The following is a 22,954-nucleotide window of genomic DNA, read 5'->3' as shown; positions in this document are numbered from 1 at the left end:
GCTAGTGCTCCTGCTGCACAACGATACTTTATATTATTCTCCAGTGTTACATTATCCTGTTACACACTTCACTCCTCGACACTCTTTGTTACATGTTGAAACGAATAACGAATGAAATGCTTCTAATACTACTAATTCTATTTTCTCACGATTATACAGATAATCCTAATATGTCCGTATTTTTAGGCATATGACCAAGTAAACGCAGCATCGTTGCAATTTGTCCTTTATGATAAAATTCATGTGTAATAGAATGGATTAGTAATTGGTGCGGGTTTTTTCTTAAAGCTCCAACTTCTGGTTTCCAAGAAGGCTCTTTTTCGATAATTTCATCGAATTTATCGTTATATTTATCAAACACCATATCTACAAAGATATCCGCTTGTTCAAAATAACATTGAATATCTTCTATCCGCATTTCATTGATTACTTCTTTTTTTAATAACGGTGTTACTGTTTCTGATAGCACATAAGAACCAAGCCAAGCATGATAACAGCCCGCCACGTGAATCAAAGAATCTTTTATACTTTGGAACCCAAACTCAAACTTTTTCGTAAGTTCATTTTCATTTAATTCCTTACACTGGTCTAATAAAATCTGCCTTGCTTGTTTTACCCACTCATAGTCCTGTTTTTCCACAACTATCCCACCAATCTACAATTTTTTGTAATACACAAATCTACAATCAAGGACTTAATCGAGAAGTGAGGTACAGGGATGAATTATAAATCTATTTTCATAGACCAATTAAACGCTTGTTATAACGATAAGAGCTGGTTTATTCCTCTTCATGAGATTTTAAAAGATTTAAATGCAACACAAGCTGCTTGGAAGAATGAAAGTGAACAGTCAATTTGGTCGATAGTGAATCATCTCATTTTTTGGAATGAGAAATGGCTCGAGCGATATAACGTTGAACAATTTGAATTAAAAAGTTCAATAAATAATGATGATACGTTTTACGTGACTCCACATTCTATTAATGATTTTGAGTGGAAAAATACCCTTCAGAGACTTGAAATCATCTTTAATAGTTGGAATAGGGCACTTGAGGAAAGCGAAGATCTCAAATTAATAACAGAAATCCCCACATACTTCAATGCTCCATGGTGGGGAATCGTATCAAATTTATGTATTCATAATGCATATCATATTGGACAGATAATGCTACTGAAAAAACAATTGCTAAATGATAAAAACGATTGAAAGTTTTCCATTGAAGTCTGATTCTCCGAATTCACGCTGAGGTCGCAATCGCTCCCTTGGTCATCCCGAAGCATTCCAAGATGCGGGATCAAGCGGACATCCTTCCGAGGATAAGTGGCGAATCCACTTATCGCTGAAGCGCCTTAACCTCTCGGATTAGAATATACAAAAACGTTATCTGCCTTCATCTTTGTATTGAATACTTGATGTGACGTGTAAAAGATTATAAATTATAATGCGAAAATGTCTATTCCCTCGGGAGTAGGCATTTTTCTTTGTTAATTAATAGCTCTTCTAATTGGCGGGGATTAAATGTATCTACCTATGGATATATAAATAACGAAGTCATTAAGAAGGAGAAATAATCATTTTATAAATTCACAGGAGACAGCGTATTTGCAAAAAAAACAATTTTAATTGTAGAAGATGAAGATATCTTACGTGAAATCGTAAAGGATTATTTATTAAATGAAGGCTATAAAGTAATAGAAGCAGCAAATGGAAAAGAAGCACTATTTATATTTGAAAAGAATGATGTTCATCTAGTGATTCTTGACATTATGTTGCGTGAATTAGATGGCTGGGCTGTTCGTCATCAAATGTTTGCGTCGATGTTTTTTATCAAGATGTTGTAAAACCACGTAAATCCACATATGAAGCAACACATTTTGAATAAAATGAAAAGTCTGGAGTAGCTATGTAGAATAGCAATATCCAGGCTTTTTTTAGACTTTTTTCGTGTAATAATTTGGATTGACGATGTTTTTGTTCTCCTGTATAGTTGCAGAATTAAATGGACATTCGCAGTTATTACGCTGTCAGCTTTATTGTTGCCAGTTAGCATGCTCATGGGGAAATATTTTCGAGTAGAGAGGAGAAATTTATGGCTGTACTTACGATTGAGCATTTAATAAAGAGACAGGGCAATGCACTACTATTGCCAGAGATAAACCTGCGAATGACGAGCGGCCAGTGTGTCGTTATACAATGTAACAATGAACTTGGTCATTTATTAATTCAACTGCTTCTAGGCGATATTCCTGCATCTAGTGGTCATGTGCTTATCGAAGGCGACAATTTACCGCAGACCTTTAAGAAAAAGGCACATAAAATAGGCGTATCCTTTCTGGATGATGGACATTACGGGCGGATTAAGGTGAAGGATTCGCTCACTTTTTATAAGGAGCTATACCACGCAACCATCTCTATTGATGAAGTATTACACCGAATTGGACTAGGGGACAAAAAAGACAGCAAAATTTCTTCATTGACCTTCTCCGAGAAAAAACGATTGAATCTAGGGAAAACGATTATACATAACCCTGTGTTACTTATCTGGGAAGAACCCGAGCAGAATGTAGATATTGAAAGCCATATCATTATTCGATCATTACTTACGGAACTTCTGAACGAAGGAAAGGCCATTCTGATCACAACATCCTACCTTGCTGATGCCATTTCCATCACCAATGAGGTATACAGACTGAATGAGCATGAGTTCAAAAAATTGGATGTTATCGATGATTCGGGGACTGATGCTCAAACGGACATTACTGCTTCCGCCGTGGAAGATTCATCACAAAATGTAATACTTCCGCCCACAGCAATCGAAGTTCGACCCGTTCGGGTCGAGAAAATCCCCGCCAAGGTGGACGATAAGATCATCTTGTTCGATCCAACAGAAATCAATTTCATTGAAACTAGTGATGGGATATCCATCCTTCATGTTAAAGGGGCAACTTTCCCTTGTGTGTTCTCCTTAAGTGATCTTGAGATTAAACTAAAACCGCTTGGTTTCTTCCGGTGTCATCGTTCCTATATCGTAAATTTGCAAAAAGTGCGTGAAGTCATTACATGGACACGTAATAGTTTTGGTCTCATATTGGATGATGACAAGAAAAGCTCCATTCCACTTTCTAAAGGAAAATATGATGAGTTAAAGGGGACCTTGGGCATCTAAAGGTGCCTTTTTTTAATAGAACAGATACTCCATTCCTCATCCAAAATGCAGCATTCAGCCCTCCATTTACTCTTTTTACCCTGTAAATGCTGCGTAGTTATGCGACTTTCCTTACAATTGGTTTTGCATAAGCAAGATCAACCAATAAAGGAGCTAGCAGGATGAAACATGAGATTGAAGTAAGGCAGATGGTAAAATCTTTTGGTAAGAAGTCGGCTCTGAATGGCGTTGACTTCCATGTTCAAAAAGGGGAGATTTTCGGATTTTTAGGTCCTAGTGGTTCAGGTAAAACAACGATGGTGAAAATTCTGACCTCACAACTCCAGCATACATCCGGCTCCGTGCAAGTGTTCGGTACAGATGTAAGCAAGCTGCGTGATTCATCGCAATTGAAACGGATAGGCATCCTTACTGACAACAGCGGATTATATGATCGACTAACTGTGTATGAGAACCTAGAACTCTTTTGTAAGCTATATGATGTAGATGTAAAGCGCATTGATGAAGTGCTAGAGGAAGTTAACCTTATTCAAGACAAAAAAACTGTAGTAAGTAAGCTATCCAAAGGAATGAAGCAGAGAGTAACCTTAGTAAGGGCCCTATTGCATAAACCTGAACTTCTGTTTCTAGACGAACCTACTTCTGCATTAGACCCGACCAATAAACAACAAATTCATGCAAGCCTGCGTAAGTTGAATGAATCAGGAACAACCATTTTTTTAAGCACCCATGACATGCAAGAAGCAGAGTATCTCTGTCAGCGACTTGCTTTCCTCGATCATGGGAAAATTGTAGAGTTGGACAATCCGCACAACCTACGATCAAAGTACGGGGATTCTACAATTAACCTTGTACTAAGAAACGGTAGCCGTATTCAAATCAAACAGAATGAGAATGGTGCACAATCCATTGCCCAATATATAACCAATGGGGAGTTGATGTCCATTCACTCGAATGAACCAACTTTAGGAGAGATATTCATTCAACTCACAGGGAGGTCTTTGCAATGACATTTTCCATACGAAGAGTATCTGCCATCGTTAGAAAAGATGTAAAGGATCTGATCAAGAACGCTTATGCTATTTTAATCACTATATTCTTGCCATTAGGACTGGCAGCCATGTTATCTCGTTCGGGTTCGGACGATGCCAGTTTGCTAGGTACGCCGATCAACCTGGCACTAGTTATAACAGGCGCCTTTGTTCAGGCCACTATAATGGCTGAAGAAAAGGAGAAAAATACCTTGCGTGCCTTATTGCTATCTCCGGCTACACGAATGGAAATCATGCTCGGCAAGAGTTTCTTATCTTCTCTAATTACGATTTTGGTCGTTATTGGCTCGATCTTTATAAGCAAAATGCAGGTTCCCGGGCTTTTTTACTTCACTATCATGATTTTGCTCTCCTTAATCATATTCATCTCATTTGGCACCATTATTGGACTTGTCTCACGCACAGTTATGGAAACCTCCATTGTGGGTCTGCCGCTTCTAGTGATCTTTACCTATGGATCGTTAATAAGCACAATGCTGGATAACGCTGTCGTCAGTACAATCATTACCTATCTTCCTACTGAAAGCTTCTCATCAGCACTCATCATTCTAGAGCAAAATGGCGGTTTCTCAGAGATCAAATGGCATCTCCTTAATATGCTTATCTGGGCGATTAGTTCTCTTATCATTGCAGTCATCGTCTATGGCAAGAGCCGTTTTGATAAGTAAATTAAATAATAGAATGTGAGGTCATATAAATGAAATTTAACCTGAGAAATTTTATTATTCAATTTGTAATAGCTGTGGTTATTGTCGTTGTCATCTTAGCTGTAGTCAAATAATGATCGATAATATGGAACAATACAGTTTATTTCAGAAAGAAATCCTAGTAAATGGATGAAAAATGACTCCTGCAAAGGGAGTCATTTTCAATATATAACTCTTTCAAATTGAATAGATGGACTCATCTCCTATATATAGACAATATGCTATGATGATTTAGAAAATAGAGGAAGCAAAGGAGATGCTAACTTGTCGAAATCTACGGAATATTCGGAGTCTGGGAACACGATCTACCGCTATAGTGATAGACAGAATGAATGGCGGCCTCCAGCGCACGGGGAAGAAAAATGGATCGAGAAAATCGAAGACCACGTGCGCCAGCATATCGGGGAAGTCGAGTCCGTTTTCCACGAAATCCTATCGGATGTCGTTCATATTGACGTTCATGTCATAAACCCGACTCCCGAAAGAAATTATTATACTTTATTCACAACTGGGATGAGCTTTTTACCCATGAATACGCCAGAAGGAGCGGAAGGCTACGAATACGCGGAATTGATGATCTGCTTGCCGCCGGATTGGCCGATCTCGCAAGAAGACTTGCAAAATCCGGATCACTATTGGCCTATTAAATGGCTGAAAATGTTGGCCCGTTTTCCCCATGATTACGACACTTGGCTAGGGTGGGAGCATACGATGCCTAATGGAGATCCAGCTGAACCGCTATCACAACAAACGGAAATGAGCGGGATCATTTTGCTGCCACCCCTTGAAGTGGACGAGGATTTTCTTTCACTAGATATGGAAGATGGGCGGACCGTACACTTCTACTCCATCATCCCTCTCTATTCAGAAGAAATGGAACTCAAGTTGAAGCACGGTAGCGACCCGCTGCTGGATAAGTTCGAAGAATACGGCATTAACGAGATTATTGATTTGAATCGGCACAATACGTGCATAGCTGAATAGAAGATTAGCCCAGCAGATACGACCAATGCATTACATTAGAAGCGTAGGAGGCAGATATGCTAGATGAAAGGCATCTTGTTTATTTCAAAGAACTAGTGGAAGGGAATGCTGATATTTCTTTTAGGGCATATCTTTCAAATCATGAAGATTCTTTGCGCGAGCAATTTTCTTCGGCAAGATTTGCAAGACTAAAGTTCAAGTCAATTGATGAAATCATAAAGATTCTTGACGAAGAAAAAGTATCCTACACCATCAATGTTCAGGCCATAAGAAATGAAAACTATTTGGCGACCTTTCATCCAGATGCATTGAATGAAAAAGGCAGACTCAAGGAAGGGTTCAAAGACAGCCTATTCGATGGAATTGTTCACGATTTTAAAACCAAGGGTGAAGATGCGGTATTAACCCTCCATAAATACATCGAATACCCTGAAAACATCAATAACAAAAATAATATAGAAAAACTCGAAGACATCGAATTTTTCGCCGAAATGGAATTAGGGCTAGGAGATGAAAGTCTTGGTCTTTTTTTACTGAAGGCGCTAGCATCGATTGAGCGTCAGTTTTCCGATGTGGATGATATTGTCCTTCGAGCAAAAGAGACTGTCTTCAAGCACCGGGGTGAAACATGTTAGAAAATATCGACCTTGTAAAACTAATTAGAGACGCTGCTCAAAACTGCTTTTCTGAGTTACGGAAATCTAATCCAGCCGATGAATTTTGCGCCTTCGGACTCTATTCAGATGAAGGAGCAATGACTGTTTGTCCCTCCGCAAACACAACTGAGTATCTGAAGAAGAAATGCGAAGAAGATCCGGACGAGCCGTTATACTACAAATGGAGTTCCGCCGAGTGGAAGTATGAATTCTCTGGCCAAGAGTGGTTTAATGACGTTCAACAAGTTATTGAGCACTTTCATAAATCACCTCATAACGATGAACAGTTCATCCATTTTCAGGAATACCTATATGAATCATGCGTACTCGCTCTGGAACAATTGAGATTAGATGGATTTTTTCAAACATGTATAGTTGTTTTTTCCGTAACAGATTATTTAGATGATGAAAAAGAGATCTCTTGGATCTATCGTCTAAATAATGCCAGAGAGGCATCCGAATTCGAAAAATCTGTCCGGCAATAAGAGGCTGGAAAATACGTTGAAGAAGAAGGTGACTGAAATTTCAAGATACTCAATGAACAATATTACAGAAATCAATAGCCTAGAAAATTGGCAAAATGCTTCTCCTGAACGCCGCAAAGATATATGTAATTCGATACTCAACAAATTACCAGGAAGGTTCAAGCTCGCTAAACCATATCTATTAAAAAACAATGGTGCAGAAATAGAAATACCCTGTTTTTATGATGAGCTTTACGAAACACCTTTAATTTTAGTATTTGGAGGAGACTTTATTTATGGAGCATCCTCTCAACGTATTGAGAGCATCAGAAATAGTTGCGAACCTAACGACTGGTCAATGATTTCTGAACTTATCCATCAATCAGAGGGTATTGAAAATACTCGAATAAACCCATTCCTAATGAGCCGCGTCCCTGTGTACGAGTGGGTACTGGAGGAGAATATTAATCTAGCAGATGATGTAGAAAGGCCTGATTTCTATAGCGAAGACGGCCCGTACCCTGCCTATGTCAACTTAGAAGAAGCGACCTCTTTTTTGAAAAAAACCGGGTATAGAATGCCATGGGACTTCGAATGGGAGTATGTCTCCAAGGAATTAAACAATAATTTATTCATTTGTGGAGAAGAAATTCCAGCACGAGATTTATCCGATGATATTTGTCTCACACAATTTGGCGATAGTAGGCTCAATCATGCCGCTTCCAATATGTTCGGCGTCGCAGGTCTCGCCATCGCGGCATTCACCCGCATTGGAGGAGAGAAGAATGAGATAATCGTTCGTGGAGGCGCCGCCGGATTTTACCCGTTTCAGCATCCTTCACAATGGGCGATGCTATTGACCGAACTGCAATTACCTTTGAAAAATATGCCCGGCCAGTTAGCAGGTCTACGATTATGTCTCGACATACCAGAAATATAGAGTTTCCTTCCACAAAGCAATAATGTAGGAGATGTTTATGAATTGGTAAACATTTGTAACTTGTAAGTATGGCTATTATAATAAAAGAGAGTTTGTATTCATTTTTAGGAGGTATGGTTATGTCCGAACTTAAACTATCTGTCGATTATGATCAATATGAAAGTGGTGTCAAAATCGTAGAATTAATAGAGGAGCTTGCAGGCAAGGATGAGAGCTTACAACTTGAAAGTCTCATCATCGGTGACTGGGGCGGCGCCTACGAAAATGACTCTAGTGAAATTGTCGAAGCTCTTGTTCGGCTGAAAGACCGTTTTCCGCAGCTGCGGAGCTTATTTATTGGCGATATGTCCTATGAAGAATGCGAGGTCTCTTGGATTAATCAATCTAACATAGGACCGATTCTATCTGCTTATCCTGATCTTCGCTCACTCACTATTAAAGGGAGTACCGATCTTAGCCTTGTTCCGGCTCAACACGATAAACTGGAAGAGCTCACTATTATTTGCGGCGGACTTGGAAAAGACGTCATTACTAGCATAAGTGAAGGCAGTTTCAAAAATTTGAAGAAGCTGGAGCTTTATTTAGGAGTAGAGGATTATGGATTTGATGCAACTCTCGCAGATGTGCTCCAGTTGATCGAACCTGGAAAGTTCCCTCTGCTTACCTATCTTGGGCTCAAAGATAGCCAAATTCAAGATGAAATCGCGATTGCAGTAGCCAATGCACCGATTGTTGATCAACTACATACGTTGGATCTTTCTATGGGCACGTTGACAGATACTGGAGCTGAAGCACTTATCAATAGTGAAAAAATAATGAAACTGAAGAAGCTTGACTTAAACTACCATTACATGTCGGATGAAATGATGAATCGTTGGAAGCAGTCAGGTCTCAACGTAGATATCAGCGATCAACAGGATTCTGATGAAGACGAGGATTATCGCTATCCTTCCTTGACGGAATAACGATGAATTCGATGATTATCATTGGCAATTCCGGCAATAGAAGAACAACGGGACTTCAAGCGGCAAGAGCTCGGCTGGGGCTGCCCCCAGCTCTTGTGCTGGATTATATAGATGTATTGCAAGGAAATGCATCCTTTAGTTCAGTTGCACAAAACTTAGGGCAAACGTTGGATGAACCTCCATTGCTCCGGCTTGACGCGCCTGGGGAACATTTTGAAGTGGAACGTGAACTTATTGTACTTGGTTCCCCTGATACGGCAAACACCCATATATCCGAGATAGACGAACGTTGGATTAGATATAACAAGAGCGTTGTTCAGCCTATCTCGGTAAAGATGGCCAAAGGGTTACAGGAAGTTAAGGGAAAGCTGTATCATCCTTCCCAGTGGTTTCGTGGGTACTGCAAGCTTTTATCTCGACTGGACAGGGAGGCCGCACAGCTGTGGAATAAGCCACGATGGATGAATGCTCCCGAGGATATCGCAGCAATGTTCGATAAAAGGTATACGCACCAGCTCTTATCAGCAGCTGGATTGCCGGTGCCTAGAAGATTAGCTGCCCCAGAAGCCATCCCGGATTACGATACACTTCGGGATGCTATGGCAAAAAAGCGAATCTATCGTTTATTTATTAAGCTAGCAGCTGGTTCCGGTGCATGCGGTGTAATCGCATATCAGGTAAACCCCGTAACAGGAGCAGAATCGGCGGTGACTACAATAGGTGTGGAAAATTATCTGCGTAGACCTCCTTTATTTTATAACGTAAAGAAGCTCATGCACTATAAAGAACCCCAAGACATTCGCCGAATCATCAATTGGGTATTGAGACATGGCGCTCATGTAGAGCAATGGATTCCAAAAGCGTCTTATCAGGAGCGCACCTTTGATATTCGCCAGCTTGTTGTAGCAGGTAAAGCTTGTCACAGTATTGCAAGGGTTAGCAGAACACCTATAACAAATCTGCATCTCGATAGTGCTCGAATGAGCTTGGAGGGGGTAGGCTTGACTGACAATCTTCAAGCTACCGTGCGACAATGCGCTGAACAAACGTTATCGGTATTTCCGCGTTCTACCGTCGCAGGTATAGATGTATTATTGAGCAGCGGTTCCTATAGACCTTATGTATTGGATGTAAATCCGTTCGGAGATTTACTATATCATAGTCATTATGAAGGACATGATCCCTACGAATGGGAAATGAGAATGGCTTCACACTCTACGACTATCTAAATGGAAGAGGATCTCCACCATGATTAACATGAATGAAATTGTAGGCAGTCACGATATTCTGATGATTACGCTGGATACGCTTCGATATGATGTCGCTGTACTGGAGAAAGAAAACTGCCCAAATTTATGCGAGAGCGGACAATGGGAAAAGCGACATACACCGGGCAGCTTCACTTATGCAGCTCATCATGCTTTCTTTGGCGGATTTCTGCCCACACCCGCTACGACAAATAAATCAGAGCATGTCCGATTGTTTCATTCGAAAAATACGGGGTTAAAGACTCATCCGTACACATGGCAATTTGATTCAACGGATATCGTATCTGGATTGCAGGCAGTAGGCTACCGCACGATTTGTATAGGCGGAGTCATCTTTTTTAGCAAAAAAGTCCCGCTTGCCAAAGTTCTTCCAAGCTACTTTCAAGAAAGCTATTGGCGAATGACCTTTGGGGTTACGAATCAACGTTCTACAGAGCATCAGGTGAACCATGCCATCAAGCTGCTGCACAATTCCAATGAGACAGAACGTCTGTTTATGTTTATGAATGTATCAGCGATTCATGGTCCCAATCATTATTTTGTACCGGGAGCAAAGAAAGACTCCATAGAGACGCAGCGCGCGGCACTTCGATATGTTGACGGTGAGCTTGGTCGATTATTTCAGGCATTCCGAGAACGAGAACGCCCTGTATTTTGCATGGTGTTCTCTGATCATGGCACCGCCTTCGGTGAAGACGGCTACAACGGCCACAGGCTTGCGCATGATGTCGTATGGAATGTGCCTTACCGTGAATTTATTTTGTAAAGTGAGAGAAGGGATCAATATGAGCCTTACGGTTTACCCTAATTACATGGACATCATTCAGAATCCGGAGGCTCTGCGCAGCTGGAAAGAAAACATAACATCAGAGCCTTACCGGTCTTATTTATACGCTTATCCACACAAAACCTCCTATCGAGAATTGGAGAGGAAGCTGCCCTTGTCCGAACTGTGGAGCCAGGAAAAGGCAGATTCGCTCTTTTTATATATGCATATCCCGTTTTGTGGGGCTCGCTGCGGCTTTTGCAATTTATTCACATTGCCTGACAAGAGAGCCGACGTACATACCAATTATGTAGATGCTTTGGAAAGACAAGCTGCACAATGGGCCTCACTCATTCCGAATGCACCAATTGCTCGATTTGCTGTTGGAGGCGGTACACCGACTTTGCTGCAACCTGACCAGTTAGATCGATTGTTTCATATTGCTCAACATGGAATGGGTATGGATCCGAGTCAAGCTTCCATCTCGGTAGAAACATCTCCGGAGACGATAAGCACCGAACGCTTGGACATTTTAAAAAGCAGGCAAGTGGATCGGGTCAGCATGGGCATTCAAAGCTTCGTAGAATTTGAAGCAGACGCGATCTATCGTCCCCAAAAGCCGCAGGAAGTCGAAAGAGCTCTGAGACAGCTCAAGCTGTATCAGTTTCCGATCCTTAATTTAGATTTGATTTATGGCCTTCCTGGTCAAACCTTAGATTCATGGATATATTCGCTGGATAAAGCGTTGTCTTATGATCCGGAGGAGTTATTTATTTATCCGCTATATACTCGTGACCATACGATTGTAAAGCCAGAGCAGATAAGGCAGAGCGGTGAGGATCAGAGAGTAAGCTTCTATCGTGTAGCACGAGATCGTTTGCTTGCACATGGATATACTCAGTACTCTATGCGCAGATTTGCCAAAGCTGAAGCGGGTTCAGAGAAATCATTGCTTCCTTATGGATGTCAGGAGGAGGGTATGATTGGACTTGGTTGTGGAGCACGATCTTACACAAAAACGGTTCATTACTCCTCGCGGTATAGTGTAGGTCGTTCAGCTACAGCAAGCATCATTGCCGACTACGTGGCTTCAGCCGACTATACCCATGCAGATTATGGCATTGTGTTAAGTAAGGATGACCAGCAGCGACGCTTTATACTAAAGGCGCTGCTTCATACGGAAGGTTTGGCATTGAGGAGTTACGAGGAGCGGTTCACAACATCATCTCTCAACGATTTTCCCGAGTTGAATCTGCTGATGCATACGGATCTAGCTGTGATAGAGCATGAGGTGCTGCGTCTGACGGATGAAGGTCTTATGTACTCCGATTCCATAGGAGATTGGTTCATCTCTCCAGAAATACGGGCGCGTATGGAAAGCTGTGTACTGTCATGAGGGCGACCATTTATTTTCGCGGGAGCCTGAGCTCTTGCAATTATGACTGCCCTTACTGTCCTTTTAGCAAAAATATTGATAGTCAAGAGACATTGACGAAGGATAGGCTACAAGTACAGAAGTTTGTCGACTGGGTAGGGAAGCAAGAAGAAAGCGGACATCAGCTATCTGTGTTTTTTAACCCATATGGCGAAGGACTTACGCATCGTTGGTATAGAGAGGCTATGGTTAAGCTGTCCCATATGCAGCACGTTACAAAGGTCGCTATACAAACCAACTTATCCGCTAGACTCGATTGGACGGCCAATTTGAATCCAGTTACTACTGCATTCTGGGTAACCTACCATCCTGGGCAGACAGTGGAAGAGCGATTTTTACAGCAATGCGGCAATCTTTATGAACAAAAAATACCGTTCAGTGTAGGATCTGTCGGTGTTAAGAGCGCGTTTAACTCCATTTCTTCCTTAAGGAATGCACTACCTGATGATGTTTATATGTGGGTGAACGCCTATAAAGATAAATCAGAATACTATTCTGCCGAAGATACAGCATTTTTGACCGATATAGACCCTTATTTTGTCCATAATGCTAAGGATTACGATAGTAAGAACAAGCCGTGCCGTGCCGGAAAAAATGTGTTTTATGTCCAAGGAGACGGGCGCGTAAAGCGTTGCTATAAAGATCGTCAAGTGATCGGAAATTTGTATAGAGATGGACTTGATGGAATCTCTAAAGAACGCCCATGTCGGATGAAGCAATGTGATTGTTATATAGGCTATATCCATATGGAAGAGCAGCCGTTCGATTCTATCTACGGAGAACGCGCACTCGAACGGATTGCTATATTATCGTAAAAGGGCAAGCGAGCATTTCTGATATCTATGAACCGCTGGTAAAGCGTCGCATCCTAAGTGGATGCGTGTATTGAAACATCATATGAGATATATCAACACACCTTCAAGTGAACGACCATCTCGTGAGATCGGGAGTACAATTTGAAGGTGTTTTTCTGCTGTACAGTAAAATGAACTGTCCAGTGAAAATAAAAGTAAAAATGTAAACGATGAAATAAACTTTCACCAACTGAATTGGTATGCATATCCATAAAGGGTAATCAATCATATACTCTTGGTGACAACCTATTTCTAGGAGGCAGATTGAAATTATGAGTTTGCGTAAAAAGGCACGGACAAGAATCTTTTTATTGTTACTAACATTAGTATGTATCATTCCATTAGCTACGGCGAGCGCATTGGGCGATCCACCAGTGACTTCCCAGAGCGGGGATGGAAAGTGGAATTGGATAGGTGAAGATCGGCTAACTAGATTAGGCCCCAATTTTTACGTAAGCAGTCCTACGGTGAATTCTACTGGGGGAGATTTCAGAGTTTGTTCAACAGCGCACGACTACTATACTTTATATGAGGCCGATTCTGTCCCCAATCCTGCTGATTTAGTATGGACTGAAAAAACCGGCAGCGACGGTTGTGCAGTTTGGCGAAAAATCGGTAGATTTGTGGACGGAGACAATAGAAAAGCTGAATTTTACATCATTGGCTCTAAGGCGGCATATGTATGGTTTTATGATTGATTTGGAAATAGTTGCATTTCAGTAGGAAGTTCAGTATGATTTATCTGACAATTAATAGGTTTATGTGTGACTGGCGTAGCATGGGATACCATGAGGGAGCACATAGATGACAACGGCCGTACGCCTGGGCAGAGGTAAGGGAGCCTATTTCCCTTGCCTCTTTCTTGTTTTTTGAGACATAACTAATCTATTAATGAATGAAAAGAGGAGCTGACAAATATGCTGAACACGAAAAAACTACTACTGCTGGGCTCGGGAGAACTGGGCAAGGAAGTAATCATTGAGGCTCAACGATTAGGAATATACACGGTGGCAGTTGACCGCTATGAGCATGCACCGGCTATGCAGGTTGCACACCGCCATTACGTGATAGATATGCTGGATGGGGACAAGCTGCGGAGCGTGATCGAGCTGGAGCAGCCGGATCTAATTGTACCTGAAATTGAGGCTTTGGCTACGTCAGAACTGATCAAGCTCGAAGATGAGGGATATCGCGTAATACCAACCGCTAGAGCTGCGAAGCTGACGATGGACCGCGAGGGGATTCGTAGACTTGCGTCTGAGCAACTGGGCTTGCCTACGGCAGGCTATCGCTTTGCAGATACGTATGATGAATTTGTTGAGGCGGTACAACAGATGGGCTATCCGTGTGTAATTAAGCCATTGATGAGCTCCTCCGGCAAAGGGCAGAGTGTCTGCCGCAGCGAGCATGATATTGAACCTTGCTGGCAAACTGCCATGGAAGGCGGACGGGTGCAAAATGGGCGGGTTATCATTGAAGAGTTCATTACTTTCCAGTCCGAAATTACGCTGCTGACGGTACGCTCTGTAAACGGGACAAGCTTCTGCGCACCCATCGGACACATTCAGGAGGACGGAGATTATATCGAGTCGTGGCAGCCGCATGATATGAGCGAACAGCAGCTAGAGGAAGCCAAGTCGATAGCTCGAGCCATCACGGATGAGCTCGGGGGCTATGGATTGTTTGGTGTTGAACTATTCCTGACAGCGGACAAAGTGTACTTCAGCGAAGTTTCGCCACGTCCGCATGATACTGGATTAGTCACCCTCGTCACTCAGAACCTATCTGAGTTTGCACTGCATGTCCGAGCCATCCTCGGATATCCGATTCCGGAGATTGAACTGATCACACCGGGAGCCAGCCGACCATTGAAAGCGCCGCAAGAGCTAGAGGATTATACGATTACAGGAGCTGAGCATGCATTGGAAGTTCCGAACACACAGCTGCGCATCTTTGGCAAACCAGTAACCAAAGTAGGTAGAAGGATAGCGGTCGCCCTGTCTGGAGCGGATACTGTGGAAACCGCACGTCAGCGCGCGAAGCTGGCACTGGATCAGCTACAGGTGGAAAAAGCTTGATTCAAGGAGTTTAACGAGTTTTAAGGACTTTTTGGATGGGTCTGCTCATAAATAGGAATGTTTAATTGACATATGACTTTCAGGTAAATGTGTAAAATGAAAAGATGACGGTACTCAGGATATCGATCCTTTCACCGTCATCTTTTGTTATTGGGGCCGTTCCTGCCTTCTTAGGAAAATGAAACTAGCGAAAATTAACAAAGAAAAAAGGTGATTGAATATGCAAATCAATAGAGTGTCAAGCCAAGAAAAGATTCTAGACTTTGACATCAGAAGAACAATTATTCTTAATTTATATATGAAAGAGTGGTCTATGCCAGAATATAGAGTCATAATGACAAAACCGGAGATTGGCATATATATTGAGATATATTATTTCCCATCAATTAACGATACAACTCCTGCAAGATTCGCAACAGTCGGCCTATCTAATTCCATTCGAAAAACCGGAAAACCTACTGAGACTGAATGGATGTTAGCTTTGAAACCCGATTTGGGACAAGAAAGCATTGATCGCATATTCTCATATTTCTGCGACCTAATTGCCCATAATATTGAAAATATAACATCTTCCGAAGTACCACGAGTAATGACTGAGAGCACACTAGCACCAGAGAACTGGACTACAAAAGCTCTATTGATTGATGAACTAAGAGGAGAAAGTGAAGATTTAGAAGAAATTAAAATAGGTGAAGAAATAATTAGTGTCTTGTGGATTGTACCAATTACTCACACTGAAGCACGTATAATTTTACAAGAAGGCATTGATGCTTTTGATACTTACATAGAAACGCTTACGCAATCAATCATAGATCCCACTCGTCCTCATTAATTAGGTGATAGCAGGTCTGCGGTTATGTCTCGATATACCAGAATACCAAAAATATAAATAGTGTTCCTGCCTTGAATAGTTATTTATCCATGACTTTTGTTCTAAACAAATCTACAATAATTTGAAAATGAAAGAATGAAAGGGGGAATGGCGTTGATTGAACATAGCAATCTTGAAGAATATGAAGATCCGGTGAATTACGATCTTGAATTTGATGGTGAAATGGACAAATATCAGTTCTATCTTGAGCTTGCTAAATCGAGTCCTGGGGAAGTGTTAGAACTTGCTTGTGGTACAGGCTTAACAACGATCCCCATATCGAAAGCCGGCATAACGATAACCGGTGTAGATATCTCATCAGCGATGCTTGCATATGCGCGGTTGAAGGCGGAAGGTTTGACTGTTACTTTTATGGAAGGCGATGCCCGTACCTTCGAATCGGACAAGCGATTTTCGATGATTTATTTGACTGGTAATGCATTTCAAGCATTTTTAAGTAATCAAGATCAAATCGATTTGCTCACAACCGTTCACAAACATTTACATCCCGGTGGAATCTTTGCATTTGAGACTCGCAATCCGAATGGAACGGATCTATCTGATCAAGAGGAGACAGAATGGGGATCATTTATTGATAAGGATGGGAACAACGTCAAGGTATCAGGCACGCAATGTTATGATGCTAGCCAGCATATCATGCATTGGGTCACGATGCGCGATTGGGGCTATAAGCGAACCACTTCCCGAATTGCTTGTCGGTTTACAGATTCGGATACGCTGAATTCTTTATTAACCCGTCACGGCTTTCGCATTGAACATCAATATGCTGACTGGGATAAAACGCCGTTCTCAGCGTTATCTTCATCTATCATTAGCGTTTGCAGGAAAACCGATGGTTAATATTAACATTGACAATCATATGATTTTTCAAAATAATAGAATGTAATTGAATACTGGTACCTTTAATTCAGTCCAGAGAGGCTGACAAGGGAAGCGGATCTATTTATTCACGCATGAATCAGGGCATATTCCGTCAGGGATGCTTTGCTTTTTCGCGCGGTTTAAGATGTAAAAAAGAGGCTACTTGTCAGTTTGATATATGACAAGTAGCCTCTTTTTCTGCTTTTTTGGTATCAGAACACTTTAAGCTGGAGGTATTCTGATGAGCAAACAAGATCAAGAGTTTTCGTGGCAAGAGGTACCGAAAACGCAGAGAAACAATTTTTGGAAGACGTTATCCGTAATGCTAGGGTTCACTTTCTTTTCAGCAAGTATGCTGGCAGGGGGAACGTTGGGAGTCAGCTTGACGTTCATGGAGTTCATTGCGATTGTACTGGTAGGTAATTTGGTACTCGGTATCTATACGGGAGCGTTGGCACATATCGCAGCCAAAACGGGACTTTCCACGCATTTGCTGGCAAAATATTCGTTCGGTGAGAAAGGGTCGTACTTACCTTCGTTCCTGCTAGGCTTCACACAGGTCGGATGGTTCGGTGTCGGCGTCGCCATGTTCGCGGTTCCAGTAGCCAAAGCAATGGATTGGAACGTGTACCTATTGATCTTTTTGTTTGGTTTCGCAATGACGGCAACAGCCATTTTCGGTATGAAGTCGCTCGTCATTCTGGGCTATATTGCGGTTCCGGCCATTGCCATTCTTGGTAGTTACTCTATGTTCGAAGGAGCAGGCTCGCTTGGTGGTTTGCAAGGGTTGCTCGATTACACGCCAGCAGAGACGCTTACCACGGCAGCAGCATTGACCATTTGTATCGGGTCATTCATTAGCGGCGGAACGCTGACACCCGATTTTGCACGCTTTTCCCAAACCTCCAAACAGGCAGTTACCGCAACGGTCATTGCGTTCTTCCTTGGGAATTCACTCATGTTCCTGTTCGGAGCAGTCGGCGCAATGGCATATAAGCTGGCTGATATCTCGGAGGTCATGTTCTTGCAAGGTTTGACCATTCCGGCGATTATCGTCCTCGGGTTGAATATTTGGACGACCAACGATAATGCCCTTTACGCTTCCGGGTTGGGCTTTGCAAACATCACTAAGATTTCGAAAAAGCTTCTCGTCGTTGTAAACGGCATCGTGGGTACCATATTCGCAATGTGGATGTACAACAATTTCGTCGGTTTCCTGACTGTGCTTAGCGCGGCGGTACCGTCCATCGGAGCTATCATCATCGCGGACTACTTCTTTGTGAAGCGTAGAAACTATAAACCGTTTGCTGATACAACTTTTAGGAAGGTGAACTGGATAGCGATGGTGGCTTGGGCCATCGGCGTTGCCTTCGCCCAGCTAGCTCCGGGAATTACGCCATTGAATGCACTGATCGGTACAGCTGTAGCCTACATCGTGTTGATGCTTATCGTTCCAGCGAAAGAAATTAATGAAAAGGGGAAAACAAATGATTATACAGAACGCCAAATTGCGGGGTAAAGAAGGTTTATGGAATATCGTCGTGAAAGACGGGAAGTTTGCACGAATCACACAATCACTGGAAGCCACTACAAACGAGGAAATCATTGACGTCAACGGTTCGCTTGTGCTGCCGCCATTCATTGAACCTCATATTCATCTGGATACAACGTTAACAGCGGGAGAGCCAGAATGGAATTTGAGCGGAACGCTGTTCGAAGGCATCCAGCGCTGGTCAGAACGCAAGGCATTCCTAACGCATGAAGACGTCAAAACGCGCTCCAAAACAGCACTGAAGTGGCAGATCGCGCAGGGTATCCAGCATGTACGAACACATGTAGACGTCACCGATCCAAGCTTGACCGCGGTTAAAGCGTTACTTGAAGTGAAAGAAGAAATGGCGCCATACATTGATATCCAGCTTGTCGCTTTCCCGCAGGAAGGCATTCATTCTTACCCGAACGGCGCGGAATTGCTGGAAGAGGCGCTGAAAATGGGCGTTGACGTGGTCGGCGGCATTCCACACTTCGAATTCACAAGGGAATATGGCGTTGATTCGATGAAGGTCGCATTTGACCTCGCTGAAAAATACGACCGTCTTATCGACATCCATTGTGACGAAATTGATGACGAGCAATCCCGTTTCTTAGAGGTTGTTGCCAAAGAAGCCTACGAACGAGGACTGGGCTCCCGCACTACGGCAAGCCATACAACGGCGATGGGGTCATACAATGATGCATATACGTACAAATTATTTAGATTGCTGAAGATGGCTGACCTCAATTTCGTCTCTAATCCTTTGGTCAACATCCACCTACAGGGGCGCTTTGATACATACCCGAAAAGAAGAGGGTTGACTCGCGTCAAAGAGCTGCAGGAAGCCGGTCTTAATGTGTGCTTCGGTCACGATGACATCTTTGATCCATGGTATCCGTTAGGCACAGGCAACATGCTTCAAGTACTGCACATGGGTATCCATGCTTCACAGTTGCTCGGTTACGATCAAATCGTAAATTCAATCGACCTCATCACGAAAAATAGTGCAAGAACGCTGGATATCGAAAATAAGTACGGTATTGAAGAAGGCATGCCTGCCAACTTCATCGTTCTTGAAGCAGAGAACGAATATGAGGCAATTCGCAAACAGGCAGCAGTGCTTTATTCATTCAGAGGCGGCCGCAAAATCGCGGAAACGAAACCTCGGGATACGTCTATCGTTCTTGAGAGCGGCTCAGAGAAAATCACTTTCAATAAATAATCGAATGAAGTATGCCATGCATTAAGCAGGGCATGCGCATTAGCTAAAATCCCCTCATGGTGGACAGGGTAACAAGAGATCGCGTGATCGTGAACTCTTCCTGGATACAGGAGGGGATTTTCATTTACAGCAGTAAGCTTTTCTGTATCTAATTTCGGTCTACGCAATTCTTTCCCACGCTTTTCACTTGCTTCGAGTCCCTCCTTTACTCCTTCAGTCGTCGAACATTTATTTTTAAAACTCAAATAAAAGCCCTTTGCATACTATAGGGGGGTATGGTATATTGATGGTAAAATTAAGGAGGTGGGGCACTCTCGAAGATTTCAGAAAGTCTTACTAAAGTTGTTGAAAACAATCCATGCATTGCTCTCGAAAGCAGTGTAGGCAAACTAACTTAACGATTCGTTCAGAAGATAAAGTCAATTATCGAAAGGAATGAAAAATGATGAGTTTAGAAGCTTTAAATGAACAAGTAAGAAGAGATCTTTCCTATCTTGCATTTGGGGGAGAAGACTGGGTACGCCAAACCCAACATCCTGAAGGACATGTCTACGATGCAGTAATTATAGGAGGTGGCCAGTGTGGCTTAGGTGTGGCCTTTGGGCTTTTGCGTGAAAGAATATCTAATATCCTTATCATCGACGAAAACGTTGAAGGATATGAAGGGCCATGGGTAACTTACGCTCGTATGATGACATTGCGTACGCTTAAACATTTGATATCCATTGATCTTGGAGTGCCTTCTCTGACTTTTCGCTCCTGGTGGGAAGCTCAATTTGGACCACAAAGTTGGGAGGACGTCGATAAGATTCCACGGAACGACTGGATGAGCTATCTACGTTGGTATCGAAAGATTCTTAATCTACCTGTTGTTAATGAGGTAAAGGTGAAGCTTATTGAGCCTACAGGGAAAGATGTTTATCGACTGCATATGGAAGGAGCAGGAGCATCTTCTAATTCATTATTGGCCCGCAAGGTTATTTTAGCTACTGGTATTCAAGGCGGAGGGGAATGGCATGTACCCTCTATGATTTCCGAAACATTACCTCGTCACCTCTATGCACACACCTCAGAAAATATTGATTTTAAGTCCCTAAAAGGCAAAAAGGTGGCCATTTTAGGCGGTGGAGCATCAGCTTTTGATAATGCCAATTTTGCATTATCTGAAGGTGTGGGTTCGGCTCACGTATTTGTCCGCCGCACGGAGATGCCACGCATTAACCCAATGCGTCAAATGGGGGCGTCAGGTCTAATTGAACGTTTCCATGTACTATCTGATGCTGATAAATATGCCGTTATATCCCATTACTTAAAGCATCAACCTCCTACGAATGACACATTTGAACGTGCAGCTTCACATCCCGGCTTTCAATTACACTTAGGTGCACCATGGCTTGACGTACAGCATGAAGCTGAGAGTGCCGTTGTCACTACTCCGCAGGGTAATTTCACTTTTGATTTTCTAATCATTTCGACTGGTCTTGTGACTGATCATTCTCTGCGTCCAGAACTTAAGAACTTCGAACACCATATTGCGCGTTGGGGCGACTATTATCATGCACCTGCTGAGACAGCTAGCCATAAGCTTGATGCGTATCCTTACCTTGGCCCTGACTTTACTTTCACATGCCTAGACAAAAAGGATACAAAGCTACTTCACGGACTTTTTGTTTTTAACTTTTCAGCTTTAGTTAGCTGTGGTATCTCAGCCTCTTCGCTTCCCGGAATGAGATATGGCATACCTAGACTCGTTTCATCTGTAGCAGACCAGCTGTTCTCTGATAATCGTGAGGAGATTTTGAAAAACATTTATTCTTATAATGAAGCTGAATTTGTTGGAGAATGGGCAAAGAAGGGAGGATAAACAGTTGGGGAAGGTCTTTACAAAATCGACGTGTACATTACTATTATTAGTTTTTATTTGGGGTGGAAGTTGGCCGATCTATAAAATGGCTGTACCTTATACGCCCCCGTTATTATTTGCAGGTATGCGTACATTGATTGGGGGCCTTATACTTGCAGCTCTCCTATATAAAATGAGGAACAAGATCAAATGGCGTGAAAATTGGGCGAAATATTGTATTTCAGCATGCTTGAATACGATTCTCTTCTTTGGGTTACAGACAGTAGCGCTCAATTATTTGCCAGGAGGACTGTTGTCAGTGCTTGTCTATTTTCAGCCCGTTCTACTTGGATTGTTTGCTTGGATTTGGCTTGGAGAGGCAATGTCGCCGTTTAAAATCATAGGCTTGATTATCGGATTTCTTGGCATTGTATTTATCAGTGTGGACGGATTAACCGTTCATGTATCGATCATTGGTGTTGTCTTAGGATTGCTTATGGCATTGAGTTGGGCATTTGGTGTGGTTTATGTGAAGAAAGTAAGCAAAGAAGTAGATGCTTTCTGGATGGTGTCTCTGCAGTTTATTATTGGTGGGGTTATTCTAATAGGTATGGGATCCATTATTGAAAACTGGTCAGCTATTGAATGGAACGGTAAGTACCTTTTTGGACTCGGATACGGTTCCACTTTTGGCATTCCACTGGCATATATCATTTACTACAAACTTATAAATGCGGGAGAGGCAAGCAAAGTAGGTACATTTACGTTTCTTGTACCGATCATCGCCGTATTCATCAGTACGGTGTTTTTAGATGAACCGATAACTTACCGCCTTGTCATAGGGCTGTTACTCGTAGGTGTAAGTATTTATTTGGTTAATTATCGCGGAACAAAGATAAATACTTCATTGGTCAGGTAATACCTATTATTCCGCACAGTTCCAGTAACTTCTCTGTTCTTTACAATATTTCTATTGATTTCTCACATAGGGCTATGGTTAACTAAAGATGTAAATTTATTTACTACTTTTTTCCTGCGAAAGGGGATGTTTTAATGACTACTTATATGGTATTGGTGGTTTTAACTTAACTGAATATCGGGCATAGTACATTCCAAATCTTTGATTATAGCTTGGAATGAGAAAAAATGGGGATATCACCCGTGTTTTTTTGCTGTGCCGTAAACAGTAACCTTTCGTGAATACTGCTGTTAGCGGGATACGATGATGGTCGTATCCCTTTTTGATTGTAAGCCGACTTTTTGGCT

At 42.2% G+C, this 22,954-nt stretch carries 22 protein-coding genes, 1 pseudogene and 1 riboswitch; of the genes and pseudogenes, 22 read left to right on the top strand and 1 reads right to left on the bottom strand.

Annotation, left to right across the window (positions count from 1 at the left end; all coding sequences use genetic code 11):
* Window positions 1-151: 151 nt before the first annotated feature.
* Window positions 152-640 carry a DinB family protein gene (locus tag FPZ44_RS09760; protein WP_144989684.1) on the bottom strand — a complete coding sequence of 163 codons (489 nt, stop codon included), beginning with the start codon at window positions 638-640 and terminating at the stop codon, window positions 152-154.
* Window positions 641-718: 78 nt separating this feature from the next.
* On the opposite strand from FPZ44_RS09760, the gene FPZ44_RS09755 reads away from it, so the two are divergent.
* From FPZ44_RS09755 to FPZ44_RS09645, 22 genes and pseudogenes are all read left to right on the top strand, one after another.
* Window positions 719-1,207 carry a DinB family protein gene (locus FPZ44_RS09755; protein ID WP_144989682.1) on the top strand — a complete coding sequence of 163 codons (489 nt, stop codon included), beginning with the start codon at window positions 719-721 and terminating at the stop codon, window positions 1,205-1,207.
* A gap of 410 nt (window positions 1,208-1,617) precedes the next feature.
* Window positions 1,618-1,797 (top strand): annotated as a pseudogene (locus FPZ44_RS09750) (response regulator); the annotation flags it as partial.
* Between the two features lie 293 nt (window positions 1,798-2,090).
* Window positions 2,091-3,167, top strand: a complete 1,077-nt coding sequence (locus FPZ44_RS09745) for a LytTR family transcriptional regulator DNA-binding domain-containing protein (protein ID WP_144989680.1) — start codon at window positions 2,091-2,093, stop codon at window positions 3,165-3,167.
* Between the two features lie 161 nt (window positions 3,168-3,328).
* On the top strand, window positions 3,329-4,177 hold the full coding sequence (locus tag FPZ44_RS09740) for an ABC transporter ATP-binding protein (RefSeq protein WP_144989678.1): 849 nt from the start codon (window positions 3,329-3,331) through the stop codon (window positions 4,175-4,177).
* The gene (locus FPZ44_RS09735) at window positions 4,174-4,887 is read left to right on the top strand and encodes an ABC transporter permease (RefSeq protein ID WP_144989676.1); all 714 of its coding nucleotides are present in this window, start codon (window positions 4,174-4,176) and stop codon (window positions 4,885-4,887) included. The genes FPZ44_RS09740 and FPZ44_RS09735 overlap by 4 nt, the downstream gene beginning before the upstream one ends.
* A 303-nt stretch (window positions 4,888-5,190) precedes the next feature.
* Window positions 5,191-5,910: a suppressor of fused domain protein gene (locus FPZ44_RS09730; protein ID WP_144989674.1), complete on the top strand. Its 720-nt coding sequence runs from the start codon at window positions 5,191-5,193 to the stop codon at window positions 5,908-5,910.
* Window positions 5,911-5,966: 56 nt separating this feature from the next.
* A complete protein-coding gene (locus FPZ44_RS09725) occupies window positions 5,967-6,545 on the top strand; it encodes a hypothetical protein (RefSeq protein ID WP_144989672.1) in 579 nt (192 codons plus the stop codon).
* Window positions 6,539-7,051, top strand: coding sequence for a DUF4303 domain-containing protein (locus FPZ44_RS09720; RefSeq protein ID WP_144989670.1), 513 nt, complete (start codon window positions 6,539-6,541; stop codon window positions 7,049-7,051). Before FPZ44_RS09725 ends, FPZ44_RS09720 begins: the two co-directional genes overlap by 7 nt.
* 16 nt (window positions 7,052-7,067) lie before the next feature.
* Window positions 7,068-7,970 (top strand): hypothetical protein, encoded by a 903-nt coding sequence (locus tag FPZ44_RS09715; protein ID WP_261378273.1) that lies wholly within the window; start codon window positions 7,068-7,070, stop codon window positions 7,968-7,970.
* 119 nt (window positions 7,971-8,089) lie between these two features.
* A complete protein-coding gene (locus FPZ44_RS09710; protein ID WP_144989668.1) occupies window positions 8,090-8,935 on the top strand; it encodes an STM4015 family protein in 846 nt (281 codons plus the stop codon).
* A 2-nt stretch (window positions 8,936-8,937) separates the two neighbouring features.
* Window positions 8,938-10,164, top strand: coding sequence for an STM4014 family protein (locus FPZ44_RS09705; RefSeq protein ID WP_144989666.1), 1,227 nt, complete (start codon window positions 8,938-8,940; stop codon window positions 10,162-10,164).
* A 19-nt stretch (window positions 10,165-10,183) separates the two neighbouring features.
* On the top strand, window positions 10,184-10,969 hold the full coding sequence (locus tag FPZ44_RS09700; protein WP_144989664.1) for an STM4013/SEN3800 family hydrolase: 786 nt from the start codon (window positions 10,184-10,186) through the stop codon (window positions 10,967-10,969).
* Window positions 10,970-10,988: 19 nt separating this feature from the next.
* Complete coding sequence (locus FPZ44_RS09695; protein ID WP_144989662.1) at window positions 10,989-12,365, top strand: STM4012 family radical SAM protein; 1,377 nt, start codon at window positions 10,989-10,991, stop codon at window positions 12,363-12,365.
* Window positions 12,362-13,219, top strand: coding sequence for an STM4011 family radical SAM protein (locus FPZ44_RS09690; RefSeq protein WP_144989660.1), 858 nt, complete (start codon window positions 12,362-12,364; stop codon window positions 13,217-13,219). Before FPZ44_RS09695 ends, FPZ44_RS09690 begins: the two co-directional genes overlap by 4 nt.
* Before the next feature lie 311 nt (window positions 13,220-13,530).
* Window positions 13,531-13,956 carry a hypothetical protein gene (locus FPZ44_RS09685; RefSeq protein WP_144989658.1) on the top strand — a complete coding sequence of 142 codons (426 nt, stop codon included), beginning with the start codon at window positions 13,531-13,533 and terminating at the stop codon, window positions 13,954-13,956.
* Between the two features lie 56 nt (window positions 13,957-14,012).
* Window positions 14,013-14,093, top strand: a riboswitch (ZMP/ZTP riboswitch).
* Between the two features lie 82 nt (window positions 14,094-14,175).
* Window positions 14,176-15,336 (top strand): phosphoribosylglycinamide formyltransferase 2, encoded by a 1,161-nt coding sequence (purT, locus tag FPZ44_RS09680; RefSeq protein ID WP_144989656.1) that lies wholly within the window; start codon window positions 14,176-14,178, stop codon window positions 15,334-15,336.
* A gap of 220 nt (window positions 15,337-15,556) precedes the next feature.
* Window positions 15,557-16,168 carry a suppressor of fused domain protein gene (locus tag FPZ44_RS09675; protein ID WP_144989654.1) on the top strand — a complete coding sequence of 204 codons (612 nt, stop codon included), beginning with the start codon at window positions 15,557-15,559 and terminating at the stop codon, window positions 16,166-16,168.
* A 153-nt stretch (window positions 16,169-16,321) separates the two neighbouring features.
* Complete coding sequence (locus FPZ44_RS09670; protein WP_186785981.1) at window positions 16,322-17,068, top strand: class I SAM-dependent DNA methyltransferase; 747 nt, start codon at window positions 16,322-16,324, stop codon at window positions 17,066-17,068.
* Window positions 17,069-17,330: 262 nt separating this feature from the next.
* Window positions 17,331-18,608: a cytosine permease gene (gene codB / locus FPZ44_RS09665; protein WP_144989650.1), complete on the top strand. Its 1,278-nt coding sequence runs from the start codon at window positions 17,331-17,333 to the stop codon at window positions 18,606-18,608.
* A complete protein-coding gene (locus FPZ44_RS09660; RefSeq protein WP_144989648.1) occupies window positions 18,577-19,845 on the top strand; it encodes a cytosine deaminase in 1,269 nt (422 codons plus the stop codon). Before codB ends, FPZ44_RS09660 begins: the two co-directional genes overlap by 32 nt.
* A gap of 445 nt (window positions 19,846-20,290) precedes the next feature.
* Window positions 20,291-21,709: an NAD(P)-binding domain-containing protein gene (locus FPZ44_RS09650; RefSeq protein WP_144991771.1), complete on the top strand. Its 1,419-nt coding sequence runs from the start codon at window positions 20,291-20,293 to the stop codon at window positions 21,707-21,709.
* A gap of 4 nt (window positions 21,710-21,713) precedes the next feature.
* Window positions 21,714-22,607 (top strand): DMT family transporter, encoded by an 894-nt coding sequence (locus FPZ44_RS09645; RefSeq protein WP_144989646.1) that lies wholly within the window; start codon window positions 21,714-21,716, stop codon window positions 22,605-22,607.
* Window positions 22,608-22,954: the final 347 nt, after the last annotated feature.

The organism is Paenibacillus agilis (assembly GCF_007786455.1).
Classification (GTDB): Bacteria; Bacillota; Bacilli; order Paenibacillales; family Paenibacillaceae; genus Paenibacillus_B; species Paenibacillus_B agilis.
This window is presented reverse-complemented; position numbering and strand designations above follow the sequence as displayed.

Bases quoted from the DNA above. Each gene is read 5' to 3' on its own strand.
- FPZ44_RS09755 (WP_144989682.1), top strand. From the start codon at position 719: ATGAATTATAAATCTATTTTCATAGACCAATTAAACGCTTGTTATAAC.
- FPZ44_RS09745 (WP_144989680.1), top strand. From the start codon at position 2,091: ATGGCTGTACTTACGATTGAGCATTTAATAAAGAGACAGGGCAATGCA.
- FPZ44_RS09740 (WP_144989678.1), top strand. From the start codon at position 3,329: ATGAAACATGAGATTGAAGTAAGGCAGATGGTAAAATCTTTTGGTAAG.
- FPZ44_RS09735 (WP_144989676.1), top strand. From the start codon at position 4,174: ATGACATTTTCCATACGAAGAGTATCTGCCATCGTTAGAAAAGATGTA.
- FPZ44_RS09725 (WP_144989672.1), top strand. From the start codon at position 5,967: ATGCTAGATGAAAGGCATCTTGTTTATTTCAAAGAACTAGTGGAAGGG.
- FPZ44_RS09720 (WP_144989670.1), top strand. From the start codon at position 6,539: ATGTTAGAAAATATCGACCTTGTAAAACTAATTAGAGACGCTGCTCAA.
- FPZ44_RS09710 (WP_144989668.1), top strand. From the start codon at position 8,090: ATGTCCGAACTTAAACTATCTGTCGATTATGATCAATATGAAAGTGGT.
- FPZ44_RS09705 (WP_144989666.1), top strand. From the start codon at position 8,938: ATGAATTCGATGATTATCATTGGCAATTCCGGCAATAGAAGAACAACG.
- FPZ44_RS09700 (WP_144989664.1), top strand. From the start codon at position 10,184: ATGATTAACATGAATGAAATTGTAGGCAGTCACGATATTCTGATGATT.
- FPZ44_RS09695 (WP_144989662.1), top strand. From the start codon at position 10,989: ATGAGCCTTACGGTTTACCCTAATTACATGGACATCATTCAGAATCCG.
- FPZ44_RS09690 (WP_144989660.1), top strand. From the start codon at position 12,362: ATGAGGGCGACCATTTATTTTCGCGGGAGCCTGAGCTCTTGCAATTAT.
- FPZ44_RS09685 (WP_144989658.1), top strand. From the start codon at position 13,531: ATGAGTTTGCGTAAAAAGGCACGGACAAGAATCTTTTTATTGTTACTA.
- purT (WP_144989656.1), top strand. From the start codon at position 14,176: ATGCTGAACACGAAAAAACTACTACTGCTGGGCTCGGGAGAACTGGGC.
- FPZ44_RS09675 (WP_144989654.1), top strand. From the start codon at position 15,557: ATGCAAATCAATAGAGTGTCAAGCCAAGAAAAGATTCTAGACTTTGAC.
- codB (WP_144989650.1), top strand. From the start codon at position 17,331: ATGAGCAAACAAGATCAAGAGTTTTCGTGGCAAGAGGTACCGAAAACG.
- FPZ44_RS09660 (WP_144989648.1), top strand. From the start codon at position 18,577: ATGATTATACAGAACGCCAAATTGCGGGGTAAAGAAGGTTTATGGAAT.
- FPZ44_RS09650 (WP_144991771.1), top strand. From the start codon at position 20,291: ATGAGTTTAGAAGCTTTAAATGAACAAGTAAGAAGAGATCTTTCCTAT.